Origin of the sequence: Vibrio sp. CCB-PB317 (assembly GCF_022808245.1) — a bacterium.
GTDB classification, from domain to species: domain Bacteria; phylum Pseudomonadota; class Gammaproteobacteria; order Enterobacterales; family Vibrionaceae; genus Vibrio; species Vibrio diabolicus.
The window spans coordinates 1,021,908-1,042,551 of sequence record NZ_JALGNU010000003.1; the positions used below are offsets into that span (position 1 = coordinate 1,021,908).

The following is a 20,644-nucleotide window of genomic DNA, read 5'->3' on the forward strand; positions in this document are numbered from 1 at the left end:
GGTTTTGGTTTTAATTAGCTTTTGTGTTTACGGTGGTAAAAATTGAGTGTAGTAGCAATGTTGCTCACCACTTAAGCGGGCGTTATGGCTCACACGATATTCAAGGTTTGATCGTCTAGAGGGAATTATGGGATTCAAATTTCGAAAACGTATAAAAATTGCACCAGGGCTTCACATTAACGTTAGTAAAAGTGGTGTTAGCACCTCAATTGGAAAGCCAGGTGCTACGGTAAATATTGGCAAAAAGGGGGTGAAAGCAACGGTAGGAATTCCCGGTTCCGGCCTTTCATATAGTCAGAATTTAACGGGTAGCGGTAATCTGAAGGAAGTCTCGTCAAACACCGGTAAAGGTAGTTCCTTACTAGGTAAAACGTTGCTAACAATTGTAGTTTTCTTATTAGTAGCCAGCTTTTTGGGTTCTCCTCCTGAATCAGTCACTTCGTTTAGTACCGTTGATGTTAAAAGTTTACGTGTAAGAGCTGAACCAACGACTAACTCAAAGGTAGTCAATCAACTGCTCGCAGGGGACGAGGTTGAGGTTATTCAAAAAAGTGGTAGTTGGGTGCTTATTGAGGGTAATGGGGTTAAAGGCTGGGTTGCTGCAGAGTACCTTTCAAGTCCAGAGCCATAACAAAGCATTTAAGAGGGATTCACAACGCTTGGCAGTTTTGGTTTGAATTGGCTTAAGTGTTTACGGCACAATGGGTTAGGTTCGGTGGTGACGTTGTTCACCCCTTAATGCGGCGTTAACTGTCTCATCGAAAGCAAATAATTACAGAGGAATCTATGTTCACACAGCAACAAGTTGTGAAACTTAAAGTCGGTGAAGCCGACGTTATTTTTGACGGAACTCTAATTCTGTCTTCCGTCTACCTCATGCAAGAGGAATGTTGGGCTACAACAGCGGCAAGACCGGGGTATCCTGAGGTTACTGAAATGCTTGAGGTTAATTCATCTCTAAGTTGTAACTTTGGTGATCTTTATGAAGTTAGGCTGCTCACAGCCAACAGTTACGAAGTTACGGCTTTGGTTACAAAACTACCTTTGATGGAATCTGCGGAGAGCATTTTTAATACCTCCAATCTTTTGAATAGTGCAGAGAGTGGCGAAGCTTTCACAAAAGAAGAAGCTGAAGTGTTAAAGCGACAACTAGACGAAATGAGCGTTCAAATTGTTAAAATCATTACGCAGGTCAACAAAGTCACTGAGTTAACCGAAGCCCAAAACGACTACCTTAAAAGCTCATTTAATATGCTTCATGAAAAATTAGATACTGGTAGTAAAGAGTCATGGCGACAAGCTGCGTATGGAGTAGTTGCAAGTATCGGATGTACTTTCATGCCTGATCTCCAAACGACACAGAGCTTGTTCCAAATTGCTGGCTCATATATATCTTCAGTTCCTACTATGTTGTTAGGCAGCAGTTAACAAAGCATTTAAGAGTGATTCGCAACGCTTGGCAGTTTCGCTTCGCTCAAGTATAGCCAAGCGCCGCTCACACCTTAATGCGGCGTTATAACCACGACATAAAATGGAGTATTTATGATAGCAAGGGAATGGAAAGCTACTTGCCCTAAAGAGCATGAAGAAGGGTTTATTGCATACCTGTATGAGACAGGAATCGAAGATACATCTAGTACATCGGGTTTCCTCGGTGCTCAAATCCTAAATCGAGATTTAGGCGATGATGCTGAAATCACTTTGTTGACCTATTGGGAAGATCTCGAATGTATCAAAGCATTTGCTGGTGAAAATATCAGTGTCGCTAAATTGTATCCAGAGGATGAAAAGTACAAATTGAATCCAGATCGTCATGTTAGCCACTATGAAGTCCGTGAGAATATGTGGTTATAACAAACTGTTTAAGAGGGATTCGCAACGCGTGGCATGTTCACTATGCGTTGATTTTAGTGTTTAAGGTGGTATGCGGCGGCATCGGTATTGCGTTGCTCACCCCTTAACAGGGCGTTATAACCACGACATAAAATGGAGTATTTATGATAGCAAGGGAATGGAAAGCTACTTGCCCTAAAGAGCATGAAGAAGGGTTTATTGCATACCTGTATGAGACAGGAATCGAAGATACATCTAGTACATCGGGTTTCCTCGGTGCTCAAATCCTAAATCGAGATTTAGGCGATGATGCTGAAATCACTTTGTTGACCTATTGGGAAGATCTCGAATGTATCAAAGCATTTGCTGGTGAAAATATCAGTGTCGCTAAATTGTATCCAGAGGATGAAAAGTACAAATTGAATCCAGATCGTCATGTTAGCCACTATGAAGTCCGTGAGAATATGTGGTTATAACAAACTGTTTAAGAGGGATTCGCAACGCGTGGCATTTTCACTATGCGTTGGTTTAAGTGTTTAAGGTGGTATGCGGCGACTTCGGTATTGCGTTGCTCACCCCTTAACAGGGCGTTATGTAGCCGCGAGAGGACGGTAAATTAAAAGGATTTATATATGTTAAATATTCGGCAAGCTCGCATTGAAGATATCAGTGTTATCAAGAAACTACAGTTTCAGCTTAATGAGTATCATCAAGCAAATTTACCTGATGACTTTTTATCACCGGAAGAAATTGAACAAAAAATAGACCTACACAAGATAATCAAAAATGAAAGGTCGATTTTTCTGGTAGCCGAAAGCAAAGGGCAGTTAGTAGGTTTTGTTTTTGGTGAGCTATGGGTTCGTAAGTCTTGGACGCTCAAACAGCGAAAGATCGCAAGCGTTGAACAGATTGTTGTGGATTCATGCTTTAGGAGTCAGGGTGTTGGATTGGCGCTAATAGAGGCATTTGAGGAAAGGGCTATTTCTAACGGCGGAGAAGAGCTGTGGTTAGAAGTATATTCTTTCAATGAATCAGCTCTAGCTTTGTATCGCAAAGCTGGTATTGAGCCCAAAATCCAAATTGGACAGAAAGCACTAACCTGAAAGTCGGCTACATAACAAATTGTTCAAGAGTGATTCGGCACGCGTGGCATTTTTTACTATGCGTTGGTTTTAGTGGTTAGGGTGTTATGCTGAAGCATTGGTATTGCGTGCCTCACACCTTAACAAGGCGTTAGTCGCCAGAAAAAGCTAGCAATCAAAATCACGTTTCTAAGCTTAAAATTTGGCTGATGATTGTTTGCTATACAGGTTCTTCATCGATGATCAAAACTCAGTTTAGCTGTTTTAAGTCCAAAGTTTTGCAAGTGTCCAAGCGGTTGTTTTGTTCTTTGGTGCTGACAGAGCAGGGCAATCGAGCGTCTGTTCTTGGTTGCAATTCTGCCCGGTGAGTTTGTTGGTTCAAAAGCAGATCTACTAGTTGAAAAGTCGTCTTCTCTGGTGTTGTAAGTTCCATGTAGTTTCAGTGACTTTGTTGAAAGTACGCATTGTGAGATTGGCTTTCCAAAAGCGCTTTTTGGTGTTGTCAGTCCGTTTTCTGCGGCGTTGTTTGTTCCAAGTGGTTTCATTGACTAGCCGCTTTGAGACTACGCCTGACTTAAGTGCATCAAAGCACATAAAGTTTGTTGTTCGCAAAGTTTAGTTCGGCTTAAAATTGTCGCTCGGTGCCTCGCGACTAACAAACTGCTCAAGAGGGATTCGCAACGCGTGGCATTTTCACTATGCGTTGAATTTAGTGATTAAGGCGGTATGCGGCGGCTTCGGTATTGCGTTGCTCACCCCTTAGCAGGGCGTTAGTTTTACGGGAGAAATCGTTGGATAATTTAAGTCTAATAAAACAAGTAATTGACATCTTTTCTGCGCTACTTAGTCCAGTGATTGCTGTTTCAGTAGCTTATATTGCTTATCAACAATGGAAGTTGAATGTTTCTAAGGAAAAGCGTGATAGTAAATCTGAAAGACTACAGATATATATGGCAGTGCAACGACTTTTGCGGAACACAGATAACACTCGTAAAGTCGATCCTCAGCTGTATGAAAATTTTCAAGAGGCACTTGCTCTAGCTGATTTTTACTTTGATGAGGGCATTATTGATTGGCTAACTAATGTTGATTCAAATGCTTCAAGCTGGTTTAACTACGAAGAAATTAGCTTGGCTTATAAAAACAAAGCGGAAGCCAAAGAGGCGGAGAAGTACATGCAGCATATGGAAGAGTCGATAGACAGACTTCAAGACCAGCATTGTCAGTTGTTAAGTATATTTAAAGATCGCTTGCTGTAATAAAACTAACAAGGCATTTAAGAGTGATTCTCAACGCTTGGCATTTTTCATTCCATCGTTGAGTTCTGTGTTTTACGGTGGCATGGTCGGGTTTCGTGGTCGCGTTGTTCACACCTTAATGCGGCGTTATGTGAATGGAGTAGAAATAAGCTATGGAATACAAAGTCGTTAAAGAGTATCAAGATGCTCCAGAATCGCCTATTCGACTAGTTGTTGGCGAAAGATTGCAGTTTGTAGAAGAATCAAATCCAGAAGGTGACTGGGCAAACTGGATTTTCTGCCGAGGGGAAAATAAAGACGGTTGGGTTCCTAAACAAATACTAGCTATCGACAATGGCGAAGTAACCGTACTTGAGGACTATTTTGCCAAGGAACATAGTTTGGCTATTGGTGAAATTCTAGTAAAAGAACATGAATTAAACGGATGGATTTGGAGTAGGAAAGTGGGCAACCCGGAAGAATTAGCTTGGGCTCCTTTAAATCATTTGTGCGCTGTATAAATTCACATAACAAAGCGTTTAAGACGGATTCACAACGCTTGGCATTCTCAGTTTAATTTGGCTTAAGTGTTTACAGCACAATGGGTTAGGTCGGGTGGTGGCGTTGCTCACCACTTAACGCGGCGTTATGTGAATAGGAGATTCCAATAAACAAGGTAGTCAAAGATCGCTTCGATGAATACCCAGAGAATGCTCGTGTTAGGTTAGCGGAGCTACGCAATCTAGTCTTTCAAATAGCATCTGAGTTGGAACTTGGTGAAGTCGAAGAAACTCTAAAATGGGGTGAGCCAAGCTACAGTGTAAAAACAGGCAGTCCGCTAAGAATGGACTGGAAACTCAAGTCTCCTAACAACTATTACCTTTTCTTTAATTGCCAAACCAAGCTCGTCGATACATTCCGGGATTTGTATGGTGAAGAACTGGTGTTTCAGGGAAATAGAGCAATAGTTCTGTCCTTATCGAAACCGATACCAGAAAGAGTGCTTAAGTCCTGTTTAGAGTTGGCTTTAACCTATCAGCAGCGTAAAAATTTACCTCTTTTAGGCGCGTAATAAAATTCACATAACAAACTGTTTAAGAGTGATTCGCAACGCGTGGCATTTTTGCTATGCGTTGGTTTTAGTGGTTAAGGTGGTATGCGGCGGCTTCGGTATTGCGTTGCTCACACCTTAACAGGGCGTTAGCTCTCATCGGAGGTAGAGGTTTGAATTCTGAGTTGAATTTACTTTGGTACGAAGCAGTTAGCAATGTGGGTTTAGCAAGACTAGTTGGAAGCAAAGATTGTCGGTTTGCCTCAAAATATGGGGAAGCGAACTCCTGGGTCTTAGGAGCTAGCCACCCTATAGGAACAACTGTTATGCGTTCAAATATTCAGCTGTACCATGGTTGGGATTGTCCAGTTACTCTGCGTATAGCCAAAAATATAGTCACAGAGTCGCCTCGAATGACGCTACGTGAACTACAAATAGAAATGCTAAAGTTAGCCAAAGCTGGTGAAGCGATTTTCCCTTATGTCTGGTGGATTTATACTAGAAAAGCTACTAACGATGTTCGTGTTATTCACGAAGATCAAAATGGTCTTTTATTTGCCAAGCTAAAGGGTAAATGGATGCAGGTTTATAAGTGTCAAAAATTAGGATCATTAGTAGGGGCTCAAGGTGGCGAGCATTATGAAGATATTCCAAATAATGCATACTTTGTTCTTTGGGACAATGAAGCTCAGGCACGAAGCCATGCGAGCTAACAAACTGTTTAAGAGTGATTCGCAACGCGTGGCATTTTCATCATGCGTTGGTTTAAGTGATTAAGGTGGTATGCAGCGACATCGGTATTGCATTGCTCACACCTTAACAGGGCGTTAGTTGCCAAGGCGAAAAACGCAGCTAAAGCGGAGCATTTAGGGCTAATAGTTTGTGCTGTTTTTTTTCTGATTCTGTGTTTAGGTGTAAGTTTGCTGAAGTCGCGTTCGATGTTTATTAGTGTGGTTTTGGTTTGCCGTTTCAGAATCCGATTCGCTTGTTGAGAGTCAGCTCTGTGATATTGTCTTTTCAAATGAGCCTTTTGGGTGTTGTTAGCCCGTTCTCTACGGCGCTGTTTGTTCCAAGTGGTTTCAGTGGGAGACGCTTTAAAACTACGCCTGATTTGAGTTTTTCAAAGCACGTAAAACTAGTGTTGGCAAAGCGGCAATTTACATCAAATCAAAGCTTTTGGTTTGGCAACTAACAAAGCATTCAAGAAGGATTCACAACGCTTGGCAGTTTTGGTTTGAATTAACTTTAGTGTTTACGGCACAATGCTTTAGGTCGGGTGGTTTGCGTTGTTCACCCCTTAATGCGGCGTTAGGTATCAACGAGGAAAACATGAAATATCTGAAACTTATCTTCTGTTCAATGTTAGCTATTACCTACTCAAATATTGTTTGGGCTGCTAACTGTAATGAAGTAAACGCTGAAGTATTGGAAGCAATGACTAAGACTTTTGATGTTCATGCGGATGACATAGATCTTGATAAGACATTCTATGATCAAGGCTTTGATACTGATGTTTATGGCATCATACTTGTGGTTGTTGATGTTGAAGAGGCGATAGAAGTTGAGCTTAAAGACGAAGATGTTGTTGACCCGATGGTGTATTTCGATGAAGAAGAGTATGAACCAAAAATTAAAGGCAAAGTAACCGTCCGAGAGTTTCAAGAAACTGTACGAAAAGCGTGTGTTAACTCTCTCATTTAGGAGTTGGCGCTGGAAATACCTAACAAATTGTTCAAGAGTGATTCGGCACGCGTGGCATTTTTACTATGTGTTGATTTTAGTGTTTAAGCTGTTATGCGGCGGCTTAGGTATTGCGTGCCTCACACCTTAACAAGGCGTTAAATTGCTTAGGAGATAAAATGAAGCGTTTTACAGATTCAATTAGAACAGCAGTTAATGCTAATGATTGGTATGGTGCATTATCAACAGCGTTAACTTTACCTGATGTCTGCGGCAGGTTGGAAAATCCAGAAAAAGGTTCAAAAGCTAGATATGTTTCGTGGTATCAAGTCTGGTTGCAACCTAAATATACGATGAAAGTTGGTGCTGACCAGAATGAACATACGTTCCTTTATGGCGAAGATTGCTATGCGCTTAGATGTAGTTATCTACATGAGGGTGGAGCGAATATTGAGGAGCAACGAGCGCAAAAAGCTCTAGAAGACTTCCATTTTATTACTCCACCTGCAAGTGGTTCTATCCATTGTAACCAAATCAACAATACTCTCCAGCTGCAAGTAGACATATTTTGTATTCAAGTTGCGGATGCAGTTGATCAATGGGCAAAAGCCGTAGAAGACAGCGAAGAAATACAAAGTAGACTGCGAAACTTGTTAACAATTCATGACTCTTCAAATGGAGTTCGTTTCTAGCACGCAATTTAACAAACTGTTTAAGAGTGATTCGCAACGCGTGGCATTTTTACTATGCGTTAGGTTTAGTGGTTAAGGTGGTATGCGGTGGCTTCGGTATTGCGTTGCTCACACCTTAACAGGGCGTTAGGTTTATCAGTCGAAAAGCAATACCGCACAAAGTTGAATTTGTCGGTATTGTTGGTTTTGGGTGTTTTAGGTGGAATATTTACTTACCGCCAGTTTTTAGTAGCTTTACTATACGAACTAGCCTTTCAATTGCCATTAAAACTAGTACAAATAATTCGGTGTATTCACGCATTTGGCTTCTCCGTTTTTGCTTTAAATTCGATACTATGATCACGTTGAATTTCTGTCAAATTCGCATATTTACGTTTAAAAACAATGATTTATAAAAATAATCTGGGCAAAGTTGGCATAATGTTGGATCTGGCTGGGAAATTGTTGGCATTTACTGGGCAAAAAAAATTATTTTTTTAGTTTCTGTCTAAAATATAGCTTTGGCGAGATTTTGGTGAAAAGTGCTAGAATAAACCTAACAAACTGTTCAAGAGGGATTCGCAACGCGTGGCATTTTTACTATGCGTTGGTTTTAGTGTTTAAGGTGGTATGCGGCGGCTTTGGTATTGCGTTGCTCACCCCTTAACAGGGCGTTAGCAAACTATGATTCGATGGATGATCTTATATGCGAACATTCGGTATATATGGGTATGAGTGCACAAATGAAATAAAGGCGATGTCTTTTAGAATTGTGCCTTTCTCGAAAGATATAAAATTAACACGAGAAAAATCCCGTAAAGAAGATGTATATGAATTGACTGCTTTTGTAGAGGTTGACGATTGTAGTGTTGACGACTTAGATCAGTTTTTGTTTGACTTAGAAGCCATACTTACTTTTGTAGAGCATCGAAGCGTTATAATAAATAATGAGCTATTTGTTCACGAATCAATGAATGATCTACCAAAGGACTTCCCGACAAAAATATTTGGAAATCTAAGGGTAAGCGGTGGAGGGCATGTAATCCATAGCGATTATATGAAGCCTAACTCTAGAGGTGATTTCATCGAATTAGCGCTGTCATCTTTGGGAAGTAATGTAACAAGGGCTTCTTTTTTTAGAGTTGTAGAGTCTATCAAAGGCTCTTCAAATTTTATTGATGTCCGATATTACCTACAGTTTTCTGCGCTAGAATCACTATGTCGACATGAAGTTAATATGAAAAGTGGTAGTGTAGTTACAGCCATTTCAAAGTACTTAAACTCGCACGGGTTTGATGTGTATGAGCATATGGATAAGAGTAACCTACATAAATCAATTGGGTCATATTCAGCGCTAAGAAACGCACTCTTCCACAATGCTTCATTAAGCGCTGAAGTTAATATTGATAATGAGATTTTTACATTAGAACTTACAGACTTTAGTTACTCATTTGGAGCTCTTGTTAGTTTAGTTCTCATCAAGCACATCGGTTTTGATGACGGCTGTATAAACTGGAATGCTTGGCTAGATCGTATGATGTTCAAGTGAGCAGTTTGCTAACAATCTGTTTAAGAGTGATTCGCAACGCGTGGCATTTTTACTATGCGTTGGTTTTAGTGTTTAAGGTGGTATGCGGCGGCATCGGTATTGCGTTGCTCACACCTTAACAGGGCGTTATGCCTTTTGGAAGAAAATATGAAGTTTTACAGAGCAGATGAATATCAGGCATCTTGTGAAGAACTGTATCGGAAATACAAGCTTGAGATAAAAGTCTTGCTTCCGGACGCAGTGATTGAGCATATTGGCGCTTCTTCTATCCCTCGTGCTGTATCTAAAGGTGATCTAGACATACATGTCGGCGTTGACGGCAATAAATTTGAGAAAGCAGTAGAGTTACTTTCTACTTTAGGCTTCAATGAAAAATCTGACACGCTGAGGACTTCGGAACTTTGTATGTTGGAAAGTTCTTCTGGCGAGAACGTCGCTTTCCAAGTGGTTGTTATAGGTTCGGGGTTTGACTTCTTTGTGGTGTTTAGAGACAAACTTCGTGAAAGCCCCGTGCTAGTTCAACAGTACAATGAATTAAAAATGTCCTGTACAGGTTGGTCTCACGATGAGTATCGTCGAAAAAAGTCAGCTTTTATTGAGCGCGTTTTAGGACAGGCATAACAAAGCATTTAAGAGTGACTCACAACGCTTGACGCTTTCAGTTTAAACTTGGTTTCTGTGTTTAAGGCGCAGTGGTTTGGGTTAGGTGTTATAGCGCTGTTCGCACCTTAATGCGGCGTTATAACTCAATGAAATACATCGCAAAAGTTTATAATTAATTAGACTAGAATGTTCCTTATCTCAGTTTGATAATAATTTTACAAGGAGTGTTTTATGCAGGGTCGACAATGTCCAAAGTGTCACGGTGCTTTACCAATTAGATGGATTTTTTTTAGTTTCAATTGGACTACTTGCAAATGTTCAAATTGTGGTTCGTTGCTGAAGTGGACCAAACGAAGAACGCTATTGGGAATGCTTGTTGGTGGTTTCTCTGGCTCGTTTGTTATTCTTTCTTCGACAGTCATCCCTTCAATTTGGCTTCGAGTAGCTATCACTTTGGTGGTAGCAATAACTTTGGTACTTTTTGTACCTAAGCAAATAACATTAGCTGATGAAAATGAGTTATAACAAAGCGTTTAAGAGTGATTCTCAACGCTTGGCATTTTTTGTTTGAATCAGCATTAGTGTTTACGGCACAATGACTTAGGTTAGGTGGTAGCGTTGTTCACACCTTAACGCGGCGTTAGCCGTCATGGAGCTTGCTATACTCAAAGTGATAGAATAGTATCACTTTAGTATTCCTATGGAGCAGCTCTCATGAAAGTAGAACTAGTTACATCACTTAAACGCCAAGCAACTAAGATCCTCGCCGATCTCCACGACACTAAAGAACCCGTGTTAATTACTGAGCATGGTAAGCCATCTGCGTATCTAGTTGATGTTGATGACTACGAATTTATGCAAAATCGTTTAGCTATTCTTGAGGGTATTGCACGAGGTGAGCGTGCACTAGCTGACGGTAAAGTGGTAAGTCATGATGAAGCCAAGGACAAAATGTCAAAATGGCTGAAGTAATCTGGACTGAACCAGCGTTATCTGACCTCAATGATGTCGCTGAATACATCGCACTTGAAAATATCGTAGCTGCAAAGCAGTTAGTACAAACGATCTTCTCCAAAGTCGAACGCCTACAAACTTTCCCAGAGTCAGGTCGTATTCCACCCGAGCTAGAACATTTAAGTTATCGTGAAGTTGTCGTTAATCCATGTCGTGTTTTCTATAAACAAGACGGTGACAAAGTGTTTATTCTGTTTGTTATGCGTGCAGAGAGAGATTTGCGTAAGTTCCTGCTGAGTAAGCAGTAACCTTTGGGAATGAGCGGCTAACAAACTGTTTAAGAGTGATTCGCAACGCGTGGCATTTTTACTATGCGTTGGTTTTAGTGGTTAAGGTGATATGCGGGAGCTTCGGTATTGCGTTGCTCACACCTTAACAGGGCGTTATGATTTTTAAGGAAAGTTATGTCACTAGAAATAATTACGGCTGGTCTTACTGGTGCTTTAAGTGGTGCTGCCATATCCTTTCTATTGAAAACATGGTTTAAGACTCGGTTAGAAAACAGTATTAAGCACGAGTACGATAAGAAGTTATACAAGCATAAAAGCCAAATTGAACAGAGTATTGGTGTCGCGAATTTCATTCATGCAACTAACATCAATCGAACACAAGTTTCTTACGAGAAAAGCATTGAAGCCATCGATAAGCTTTGGTGCGGTTTGCTTGAAATCAATTCCACAAAACCCCTGTTATTAACATACGCTGATTTACTTGTAGATGAGGAGTTCGGGGTAGATTTTGGTACGTGTGATGTAAAACACTTCCCTGAAATATTTGATAGTGATATCACGAAAATGATGGCGGACAGTTTTGAATTGGAGAAGCATCGTTTGTATTGCGGTGAGCATCTTTGGTCAATTTTCTTTATGTATAGGCAACTTATCGGGCGTGTTTCAGTACTTATTAAAAAGGGAAGAGAACAAGGCAATGTGCCTCATTGGTGGAAAGACCAAATTTGTCTATTCATTATAGATACGATGCTATGCGAGCAAGAAAAAGTAGAATTTCTGAGTCAAAAAGCAGGTAAATTAAGTTGGCTAACCAAGAATCTAGAAAAGAAATATTTAACATCCGCTAATAAAGTTATCGTTGGCGATGAGTCTATTAGCTATGACATTGAGCGCTCTCTGGTAGTAGTAAGTCGTCTTGAGGAAGCATTGAGAAAACAAAAATCATAACAAAGCATTTAAGAGTGATTCGCAACGCTTGGCAGTTTCGCTTCGATCAAGTATAGCCAAGCGCCGCTCACACCTTAATGCGGCGTTAGTTTGCAAGAGGAAAAACGCAGCTATATCGCAAGATCTAGTGGTAAAAGCTCAAAGTCGAAATTGTCGTATCGGCGTTCAATTTCAGTGTTAACCAGCGTGGTGAAAATTCAAAATTGGCATCGTTTCAACAGTTGATTTGTTCTTTGGTGCGGCGACTTTTAGGGTTAACTGAGTTGAGCTTTTTTGCTGAAACTCTGCTCGTTGAGTTTGTTGGTGCAAAAGCCGATTTACTCGCTGAAATGGCGTTTTCTCTGGTGTGGTAAGTTCATGTGGTTTCAGTGGCTTTGTTGACAGTCCTCATTGTGAGATTGGTTTTCCAAAAGCGCTTTTTGGTGTTGAGAGTTCGTTTTCTGCGGCGTTGTTTGTTCCAAGTGGTTTCATTGAGTAGCCGCTTTGAGACTACGCCTGATTTAAGTGCATAAAAACACATAAAGTTTGTTGTTTGCAAAGTTTAAAACAACGTAAAGTCAATGCTTTGGGTTTGCAAACTAACAAACTGCTCAAGAGGGATTCGCAACGCGTGGCATTTTTACTGTGCGTTGATTTTAGTGATTAAGGTGGTTTGCGGCGGCTTTTGTATTGCGTTGCTCACCCCTTAGCAGGGCGTTAGCTGTATTATGGAGTAAGCACGATGATTACAATTAGAAATTACAGCGTAGATGATGCCAAAGCACTATGGGATATTCACTTTTATACAATTCGGAATATTAATATTCGTGACTATTCTCAAGCTCAAGTCGAAGCTTGGGCTCCAGAACGTCTAGAACCGTCAGTCTGGGAGAAACGGATGAAAGACTTATCTCCGTTTGTTGCTGAAATAGACGGTGTCATTGTTGGCTACACAGATTTGCAAGCTAGTGGGCTTATAGACCATTTCTTTTGTCACCATGAATATCAAGGCAAAGGTGTAGGTAAAGCTTTAATGAATCATGTTTTTAAGGTTGGCAATTCGTGCGGTATAAAACGTTATTTTTCTGAAGTCAGTATCACTGCTCGCCCATTTTACGAATACTTCGGTTTTAAAGTAGTTCAAGCCCAAGAAATGGAAGTCCGTGGTCAAAAACTAAGAAACTTTGTAATGGAAAAATACAGCTAACAAAGCGTTTAAGGCAGATTCGCAACGCGTGGCATTTTTAGTCCAATTTGGGTTTTGTGTTTACGGTGTAAAGGTTTAAGTTAGGTGTAAGCGTTGCTCACTACTTAACGCGGCGTTATATTGAGAGGTAAGATGGAAGCTTTAATTAGATTTAGCCATGATCTTTGGGGTACTCCTAAATTTGCGGCTGTCGTCGTTCTTCTATTCATCACTTTGTTTAAAATAGTGAGAGGGCGAATTGATAAGCATCAACAGGAAAAGACTAGTAGAATTTCCGAAATGATTGCTGAAATTGGGAAAAATAGTAAGCCTAGATATCATTTCGTTATCGAACAGGTTTTTCAAAACCGTTTTGGTATCCTTATTGATTATCCAGTAATTAAAGCTTTTATGTCCTCTGATACACCAACTTCAGATATTTTGAAGTATATCCAGGGAGCTAGGTACATAGAATTTTCGAAACAGTATGACTCCATTAGTTACAAGGGTTCACTTAACAAGGCTAAGCTCAATATCAGAAAACTTGGCTATCTACTTGGGTATTTTGTCTCTTCATTTGTCGCGTGTGCAATGGTTGTACTGTTACCAATAGTTGAATTTTCAAACAATTCAGATCTTGCTGTTTATTTGTTTTTTATGTTTTCAATGTTTTTACTCGCATACTTGTTTATAGATGACTCAACTAGGCAAAAGTGTGCAATTGATCTCGTTGAAAAATATGAAAACAAAAAGCTAGGCAAACACGGTGAACACTCAATATAACAAAGCATTTAAGAGTGATTCGCAACGCTTGGCAGTTTCGCTTCGCTCAAGTATAGCCAAGCGTCGCTCACACCTTAATGCGGCGTTAGTACTGGGTTGCATCAAAGGTCAAAAGTCTTGATGTTTATTGGTTTCTTTTCCCTGCTTTACACCTGATCAAATGTGCCTTTCACGTTCGATCCGGTGGCACTAGATGTGAAGTTTCCGCTTTGAGTTTATCGTTTACGGTTTCTAACTTTCGGGCTATTTCTCTGGCGTGGTTTCTTTGGCGCTGAGAAATTTTCGGCAAAACAAGCGTTTCTTTGTCGCAGTTGTTCAATTTTGAAGCCCGTATTCTTTGCTAATTTCAAAACGGCAAAAAAGGGCAGTTAAGCACGTTTTTCTTCTAGCCAACTTACGTCTTGAAGTTAGTTTTCAGTTTGGCAGCTGTCTGTTTGTTTCAGTGTTTTAAGTCAACAGCTTCGTGCTATATTTCAACGTCTTGGCATGTACCAAAGGCTTTGCGGGCAGCGTACTAACAAACAATTCAAGAGGGATTCGTAACGCGTGGCATTTTTACTATGCGTTAATTTTAGTGATTAAGGTGGTTTGCGGCGGCATTGGTGTTGCGTTACTCACCCCTTAATTGGGCGTTATTTTGCCTATTTGTATTATGGAGGATAAAGGTAAGTGATATTCCCACAAGCTCTAAAAGTTGGTGATAAAATTGGCTTCTTTTCACCGTCTTCACCAGCAACGGCTTTTGCGCCAGTTCGTTTCAGGCGAGCAAAGTCTTATCTGGAATCTCAAGGCTTTGAGCTAGTGGAGGGGGATCTCACAGGCTGCTCTGATTCATATCGTTCTGGCTCAATTCAAGATCGCGCAGAAGAGTTGAACCGATTAATACGCGACCCTAATGTACGATGTATTATGTCTACAATTGGTGGTAGCAATAGTAATTCTCTACTGCCCTACATCGACTATGAAGCACTCAGAAACGACCCCAAGATTATCATCGGCTATTCTGATGTAACGGCTTTGCTATTGGGTATCTATACTCAGACAGGGATAATTACGTTTTATGGTCCAGCTCTGGTTGCATCATTTGGTGAGTTTCCGCCCTTAGTTGATGAAACACTAAAGTCCTTTCTGGAAATCTTATGCTTAGGGTCTGACTCATATAAGTATTCAATCCCTCAGCTGTGGACAGATGTTAAGCATGACTGGGAAACTCAGGACTCACCAAAGCCTAGTTACACGAATGAATGGCAGTTTTTAGGCAAAGGCCAGGTTAGTGGCCGTATAATTGGTGGTAATCTAAATACCATGGCGGGCATATGGGGTAGCGAGTATATGCCAAAGATAGAGCAAGGCGATATCCTATTGCTTGAAGACTCGCTGAAAGGTATAGAAACTGTCGAACGTTCTTTTGCTCATTTAATGGCTTGCGGTGTGTTCGAAAAAGTTGGTGCAATTGTTTTAGGCAAACATGAACTGTTTAATGACAAAGGGACGGGGCGCAGTCCGCTAGATGTTTTGCTTGAAGTGTTAAATGGCAAAAATGTTCCTATACTCTACGGCTTTGACAGTTGTCATACACATCCAATGTTGGTCACACCACTGGGCGTTCAGGCTTCAATTGATTTTGACCGTGAAACTATTGAGCTAAAAAGCCAGTGGGTAACAGCAAAATAACAAAGCATTTAAGAGTGATTCGCAACGCTTGGCGTTTTCGCTTCGCTCAAGTATAGCCAAGCGTCGCTCACACCTTAATGCGGCGTTATGCTTAATCATGTGAAATCAGTGGTTTATGGTTTTTTTGCTCCCTCAGCTTTTTGGTTATGTGCTCGTCGGCAAGTTGGTTTCAGTGGCCGCTATTTTCTGGACACTTATTCTTTGGCGTTGGAAGTTCAGAGAATTGCCTCAATCAATTTTCGGGTAAGCGCGAGGTTAGGGTGGGTAGCTCAATCAGCAACTTGATCTTAGGCTTTTGAGTTTTAGCAGCCAAATTTCAAGGTCTGATTTTTAAAAATTATGTGTTATTTCAGTTTTTTAGGCTTTGCCTTTTGTTAGCTAATCCTAGCCGAGTTAATCTTGGTTTTGGTAAAAATGTGGGCGTTGAAGCTTAAGCATAACAAAGCGTTTAAGAGGGATTCATGCCGCGTGGCATTTTTGGTATGCAGTGAGTTTAAGTGGCGAAAGTGGTCTGCGGAAACTTGGTTTGTGCGGCATTCACCCCTTAACGCAGCGTTATGCGACCCAGAAATAGGAGTTTCGAGTGGAAGAAATAATTGATCAGTTAGTTGCTCAGGGCTATGAAGTCTCTGGTAGCAATTCAAGTATTCGAGTGAAAATGGGGGCATTAACGGGGAAGGCGATTATTCGGAAAAGTGCCTATTCAAATACTTTTGTGGTGTCTACTCATACTTGGACTCAGCTTATCGCTTTGACGCTGGCACTTTTTTCAATTCTATCGTCGCTTTTTAGTCAGTGGGGACAGCCAGAGTTAAGTGGCGCAATGTGGTTTAGTTTTTCGGTTGGCATTCCCGTAGTGATAATGGGTTTTGTATCCGCAATTATTGCTGAAATTCATTTGCAGCCCGTCCGCCAGATCGTAAGAATGGCAAATTCAAAGCTATCATCACCAGTCGCATAACAATCTGTTCAAGAGGGATTCGCAACGCGTGGCATTTTTACTATGCGTTGGTTTTAGTGTTTAAGGCGGTATGCGGCAACTTCGGTATTGCGTTGCTCACCCCTTAACAGTGGGAATGGGTAAAAACCTCCAGTAAACAACAATGAACAAGAATGAGCTAATACTCGCATAAAAACATGTACTTATATGTATGTTGTTTGTGCTTTGTTGTTCATGGGTATGCGTGTGTGTACAATTATTCTGCTACATATACGCTACACAAAGGACTTGTGCATGCCCATTAAGAAGAAGATAACCAACACCTCAATCAAAGCGCTAACTGTCGAGCTGGGACGGCTCAACGACACTGAAATCAGCGGGTTTCATGCTCGCATTTCACCTAAAGGCGCAATCAAGTATTACTTTTACTACCGCTTAAATGGCAAACAACGAAATTACTTCATCGGCTCGGCGGAATCACTCACACCCGCTCAAGCGAGAGATTTAGTCAAAGAGAAAGCGGGATTAGTGGCGAGCGGGGTGGATATCCAAGAATCTCGTCATGAAGCTAAAAAGACAGAGATGCGCAAAAACCTGACGCTTGGCCGTTTTCTCTCTGAGCACTATAAAGACTACCTTATCTCAATGAACCCCAAGCGGGCGGATCAGGCTTATGCTTGCATCGCTCATTCATTTGTTCACCTCCTAGACAGACCGTTAGAGGAGATAAAAGCGTGGGATATTCAGCAGTGGATCACGGAGCGTCGGAAATTAGGGCGTGCCCCAGCGACGATAGAGTATTGTGTGAACCGACTTCGAGCCGCTTTAAATCGTGCGGTAGAGTGGGAGTTCATCGATAGCCATAACTTAAGCAGCGTTAAACTCATCAAGCAAGATAACACTCGAATACGGTATCTCTCTAATGAAGAAGAGAAGCGTTTACTGGACGCGCTGCGAGACCGAAATCAACGCGTTCGAAAGTCCAATAACAAGATAGAGCATCTTCAGTTAGTTGATTTCTTCGAGCCGTTAGTAATCACCGCAATGAATACAGGAATGCGTAAAGGAGAGCTATTAAGTCTTCGATGGGAACACGTTTCACTGCCTAATCGCTACTTAACAATTCGTTCTGAAAATGCCAAGTCGAAGAAGACGCGAACGATACCGCTCAATGACACGGTATTAAAGCTTTTTGAACGCTGGCGAGCACAGAATCCTGATGCTGACTATGTCTTTATATCGAATAACCAGCCCGTTGAGTTCTTTCAATATCCGTGGCAATCATTATTGAAAGAGGCTGCTATCGAGAATTTTAGGTTCCATGACTTGCGGCATCATTTTGCAAGCAAGTTAGTGATGGCGGGCGTTGATTTGAATATCGTGCGTGAGTTGCTTGGGCATGCTGACCTCAAGATGACGCTGCGTTATGCACACTTAGCTCCAGAGCACAAAGCGGCGGCGGTGAATCTTATTGGTTAAGTTGCAAGATAAATCGAGATATCACTCGAAGCATTAAAGTTATGGTTTTATATACAGTGGTCTTGGTGCTGTAATTCGTTGTTGAAATTGTTAACTCAACAAGGGATTGAAGTGAGCCAGTTTAAACGCCGCTATGTAAGGCTTGAGGAAGTCTGTGATAAAACCTATTTAACCCAATGGGACATACTAGAAGCCATTGAAGAAGAGAAGTTGGGTTTGTTTGCCGATATTTCTGCTTCGCGTCTTGGTGCAATTCATCCACCCAGCCAATCTGTGGCTGCTATCTTCGACTATAAAGGCATTGTCCAACTAACTGAACGCTCATCCAAGCGGTTTGCGCTTTCATTAGAATCTATACCGGTTAAACACGTCATCATCGTTGAGATGCATGGTATCAACCGTTGGCGTTCGGTTACTGAAGCGTTTGACAATGTATTACAAGCGCACTTTAAATACACACCTAATGCACTCTCCCAACCGAATAAAGCGTTTGTTGCTTATGCCGCGGTTAATGCCTCTCTAACCACAGAGAGCGTGGTTGGTGAGTTCATTACTAAAGCATCGGCCATTTTCTCTAATGACGTAACGCATCAACTTGTTGAACACTACCCAAGTCAACGCGGTCAACGCCTTTCAACCGATGCGTTAACGGTTAAACCCAATCAAATACGCGTTGATATGGAGCAGGTCGTTGATGTTTTTGGTAAAGCAGTACTATTGAATCGTGGTTGCCAAGCGGTTGATACGGTTAAGGCAACATTAGGCTCAACGGTTATCCAGACTGCTGGTCAGTGTATTGAGTCGGTTAATGCGCCTACTGAACTCCGGTTGGATTCGGTTATCCAACCGATGCCAATCCACCCCATTGCGCAAATTGCTCATCGAGTATTAACACTCAACCCTCAAGCCAGAGCGGATAAGGTTTGGAACATGATAAGGCAGGACGTGAGAGCGAACGAGTTTAACCGTCAATTTGATGTTGATGCGTTGATTGAAAGCATTACTCAGGACTCGGTGACGTGGTTTGGTCGTGGGGATAATGAAAACACCATGTCTTATGACTCATTCAGAAAGAATGTATTGGTCGACGTAAGGAGGCAAATTAGGCCGTCAAAATAAAACGTCGTCGTCATCGTCGTTGATAACGTCATATGACGTTTGTGGTCGTTACGTTGAAACCTCAATGAACAAGAGGGAACAACAACATGACTCAAACCACACTTGATAAACGTGTATACACAGAACAAGAAACGGCGCTTTACATTGGTATGAGCCGTTCATTTTTACGCTAAGCTCGTATGGAAGGGCAGCGCAAGAACCGAACTGCTGCGCCTCCTTTCATTAAAATTGGTCGTGCAGTCCGTTATCTTAAAGAAGACTTAGACCAGTGGTTAGATAGTCATGTCAAACGTGACCACTTGCTGCAAGGGGAGGGCTTCCATGCTTAACGATGGCAATGCACCAGAATTTCCCCATGTCAGATACAAGGAGTCCGGCCAACAAATCGTATTGAACACGGCCGATAACTTGAAAGCATTACTGAAGAGTACGGGCTACCAAGCCAAGCTCAACAAGATGACGTTAGAGCCAGATATATTCAAAGGCAAGGTTTGTATGGGGTCGCCAGATATCGTCAGAAGTGAGCTTGTATCGTTGGCGTCAATTTACACATTGCCCAAATCCGCGATTGATGACCATTTTAACGCCGTGGCACATGAAAGTAGTTACCATCCAATCGCTGATTGGCTTGATGGCGAGTGGGATAGAAAGCCCCGCGTGGAAGCAGTACTTAATTGCTTAGAGACTAAGAATCCCGCGCTCTCTAACATCGTGTTGCTACACTGGTTAGTGGGCTGTGTAGCATGTCTTTTTGTGGGTAGCTTTAAATCCAAACTCGTGCCTGTTTTGCAAGGTGAGCAATCCTTTAAAAAGACCGCGTTCGTTGAACGAATTGCCAATGTGATGCCAAGTTCGTTTCTTGAAGGGGCAGAGCTCAATCCTGATAACAAAGATAGTGTGCTGACCGTTATTCGCTCATGGATAGTGGAGCTGGGTGAGTTAGAACGCTCAACCAAAAACTGCCAAGGGGCATTGAAAGCGTTCGTGACAAGAGCTTGCGATACGGTGCGTCCTCCTTATGCACGCAATGACATTAAGAAAGACCGACAAACCAACCTCATTGCGACGGTAAACGGCACGGACTTTCTAAAAGATGAAACCGGAAATACCCGCTACGCCGTCATTGAGCTGGTGGGCGAAACGGACATGGACACGCTCAATAACATACTCGGTTGGGACTACAAAGCAACGGGTGAGCTAACGCTGAACCAACCAGAGAATCTGCGCCAATTCTGGTTAGAGGTGAAACACAAATTCATGGCTGAACATCATCCTTGGATGTTGTCGTCTGACATTCAAGCGCAAGTGTCGCAAGAGTCATCCAAATACGTAGATAAAGGCAACTGGTATAACTTGCTAAACGACCACCTAGAAGAATGTACAGGTAAAGCGAGAGAGTGGTTATCAACCAAACAGATATGTGAAGTTATCAACGCTGACACATCAAAAGGAAATGTGATTGGTAAAGCGCTCAACCAACTGACTAAAGACGGTAAGTTAGAAAAGAAAATGCTCAATAGCTCAAACCGCTACTGTTTCCCTACCGTTCGTCCTCAAACGTCATTTTGCTAAGTACTTAAACTTA

At 41.6% G+C, this 20,644-nt stretch carries 23 protein-coding genes and 1 pseudogene; all 24 read left to right on the plus strand.

Going from position 1 to position 20,644, the window contains the following annotated elements; translation table 11 throughout:
- The first annotated feature begins 127 nt into the window (after nucleotides 1–127).
- The 24 genes and pseudogenes from MTR11_RS22010 to MTR11_RS22195 all read left to right on the plus strand — a co-directional run bounded on the left by MTR11_RS22010 (nucleotide 128) and on the right by MTR11_RS22195 (nucleotide 20,631).
- Nucleotides 128–631 carry a DUF4236 domain-containing protein gene (locus MTR11_RS22010; protein ID WP_243328405.1) on the plus strand — a complete coding sequence of 168 codons (504 nt, stop codon included), beginning with the start codon at nucleotides 128–130 and terminating at the stop codon, nucleotides 629–631.
- Between the two features lie 155 nt (nucleotides 632–786).
- Entirely contained in the window at nucleotides 787–1,428 is a 642-nt protein-coding gene (locus MTR11_RS22015; protein ID WP_025523671.1) for a hypothetical protein, read from the plus strand.
- Between the two features lie 114 nt (nucleotides 1,429–1,542).
- Nucleotides 1,543–1,854 (plus strand): antibiotic biosynthesis monooxygenase family protein, encoded by a 312-nt coding sequence (locus MTR11_RS22020; RefSeq protein WP_241621275.1) that lies wholly within the window; start codon nucleotides 1,543–1,545, stop codon nucleotides 1,852–1,854.
- A 143-nt stretch (nucleotides 1,855–1,997) separates the two neighbouring features.
- On the plus strand, nucleotides 1,998–2,309 hold the full coding sequence (locus MTR11_RS22030; protein WP_241621275.1) for an antibiotic biosynthesis monooxygenase family protein: 312 nt from the start codon (nucleotides 1,998–2,000) through the stop codon (nucleotides 2,307–2,309).
- 156 nt (nucleotides 2,310–2,465) lie between these two features.
- Nucleotides 2,466–2,936, plus strand: coding sequence for a GNAT family N-acetyltransferase (locus MTR11_RS22040; RefSeq protein WP_243328406.1), 471 nt, complete (start codon nucleotides 2,466–2,468; stop codon nucleotides 2,934–2,936).
- A 770-nt stretch (nucleotides 2,937–3,706) separates the two neighbouring features.
- Nucleotides 3,707–4,174 (plus strand): hypothetical protein, encoded by a 468-nt coding sequence (locus MTR11_RS22055; RefSeq protein WP_243328407.1) that lies wholly within the window; start codon nucleotides 3,707–3,709, stop codon nucleotides 4,172–4,174.
- Nucleotides 4,175–4,326: 152 nt separating this feature from the next.
- Complete coding sequence (locus MTR11_RS22060; RefSeq protein ID WP_243328408.1) at nucleotides 4,327–4,674, plus strand: SH3 domain-containing protein; 348 nt, start codon at nucleotides 4,327–4,329, stop codon at nucleotides 4,672–4,674.
- A gap of 146 nt (nucleotides 4,675–4,820) precedes the next feature.
- Complete coding sequence (locus MTR11_RS22065) at nucleotides 4,821–5,225, plus strand: DUF1801 domain-containing protein (protein WP_243328435.1); 405 nt, start codon at nucleotides 4,821–4,823, stop codon at nucleotides 5,223–5,225.
- A gap of 152 nt (nucleotides 5,226–5,377) precedes the next feature.
- Nucleotides 5,378–5,917, plus strand: a complete 540-nt coding sequence (locus tag MTR11_RS22075) for a hypothetical protein (protein ID WP_243328409.1) — start codon at nucleotides 5,378–5,380, stop codon at nucleotides 5,915–5,917.
- Nucleotides 5,918–6,533: 616 nt separating this feature from the next.
- On the plus strand, nucleotides 6,534–6,905 hold the full coding sequence (locus tag MTR11_RS22080) for an acyl carrier protein (RefSeq protein ID WP_243328410.1): 372 nt from the start codon (nucleotides 6,534–6,536) through the stop codon (nucleotides 6,903–6,905).
- 158 nt (nucleotides 6,906–7,063) lie between these two features.
- Nucleotides 7,064–7,576, plus strand: coding sequence for a hypothetical protein (locus MTR11_RS22090; RefSeq protein ID WP_243328412.1), 513 nt, complete (start codon nucleotides 7,064–7,066; stop codon nucleotides 7,574–7,576).
- A gap of 736 nt (nucleotides 7,577–8,312) precedes the next feature.
- Complete coding sequence (locus tag MTR11_RS22105; RefSeq protein ID WP_243328413.1) at nucleotides 8,313–9,104, plus strand: hypothetical protein; 792 nt, start codon at nucleotides 8,313–8,315, stop codon at nucleotides 9,102–9,104.
- 147 nt (nucleotides 9,105–9,251) lie between these two features.
- Nucleotides 9,252–9,725, plus strand: coding sequence for a GrpB family protein (locus MTR11_RS22115; protein WP_243328414.1), 474 nt, complete (start codon nucleotides 9,252–9,254; stop codon nucleotides 9,723–9,725).
- 696 nt (nucleotides 9,726–10,421) lie between these two features.
- Nucleotides 10,422–10,679, plus strand: a complete 258-nt coding sequence (locus tag MTR11_RS22120) for a type II toxin-antitoxin system Phd/YefM family antitoxin (RefSeq protein WP_005448240.1) — start codon at nucleotides 10,422–10,424, stop codon at nucleotides 10,677–10,679.
- Nucleotides 10,667–10,969, plus strand: a complete 303-nt coding sequence (locus tag MTR11_RS22125) for a type II toxin-antitoxin system RelE/ParE family toxin (RefSeq protein WP_243328415.1) — start codon at nucleotides 10,667–10,669, stop codon at nucleotides 10,967–10,969. Before MTR11_RS22120 ends, MTR11_RS22125 begins: the two co-directional genes overlap by 13 nt.
- Before the next feature lie 156 nt (nucleotides 10,970–11,125).
- A complete protein-coding gene (locus MTR11_RS22135; protein ID WP_243327343.1) occupies nucleotides 11,126–11,899 on the plus strand; it encodes a hypothetical protein in 774 nt (257 codons plus the stop codon).
- 721 nt (nucleotides 11,900–12,620) lie between these two features.
- Nucleotides 12,621–13,085, plus strand: a complete 465-nt coding sequence (locus MTR11_RS22145) for a GNAT family N-acetyltransferase (protein ID WP_243328416.1) — start codon at nucleotides 12,621–12,623, stop codon at nucleotides 13,083–13,085.
- Between the two features lie 132 nt (nucleotides 13,086–13,217).
- The gene (locus tag MTR11_RS22150) at nucleotides 13,218–13,847 is read left to right on the plus strand and encodes a hypothetical protein (RefSeq protein ID WP_243328417.1); all 630 of its coding nucleotides are present in this window, start codon (nucleotides 13,218–13,220) and stop codon (nucleotides 13,845–13,847) included.
- A gap of 669 nt (nucleotides 13,848–14,516) precedes the next feature.
- Entirely contained in the window at nucleotides 14,517–15,521 is a 1,005-nt protein-coding gene (locus tag MTR11_RS22160; RefSeq protein ID WP_243328418.1) for a S66 peptidase family protein, read from the plus strand.
- 583 nt (nucleotides 15,522–16,104) lie between these two features.
- Nucleotides 16,105–16,482, plus strand: coding sequence for a hypothetical protein (locus tag MTR11_RS22170; protein ID WP_017191301.1), 378 nt, complete (start codon nucleotides 16,105–16,107; stop codon nucleotides 16,480–16,482).
- A gap of 273 nt (nucleotides 16,483–16,755) precedes the next feature.
- A complete protein-coding gene (locus MTR11_RS22180; protein WP_243328419.1) occupies nucleotides 16,756–17,940 on the plus strand; it encodes a site-specific integrase in 1,185 nt (394 codons plus the stop codon).
- A 111-nt stretch (nucleotides 17,941–18,051) separates the two neighbouring features.
- Nucleotides 18,052–19,059 carry a hypothetical protein gene (locus MTR11_RS22185; RefSeq protein ID WP_243328420.1) on the plus strand — a complete coding sequence of 336 codons (1,008 nt, stop codon included), beginning with the start codon at nucleotides 18,052–18,054 and terminating at the stop codon, nucleotides 19,057–19,059.
- Between the two features lie 86 nt (nucleotides 19,060–19,145).
- Nucleotides 19,146–19,388 (plus strand): annotated as a pseudogene (locus MTR11_RS22190) (helix-turn-helix transcriptional regulator).
- On the plus strand, nucleotides 19,381–20,631 hold the full coding sequence (locus tag MTR11_RS22195; protein WP_243328421.1) for a virulence-associated E family protein: 1,251 nt from the start codon (nucleotides 19,381–19,383) through the stop codon (nucleotides 20,629–20,631). The pseudogene MTR11_RS22190 and the gene MTR11_RS22195 overlap by 8 nt, the downstream one beginning before the upstream one ends.
- The last annotated feature ends 13 nt before the right edge of the window (nucleotides 20,632–20,644 follow it).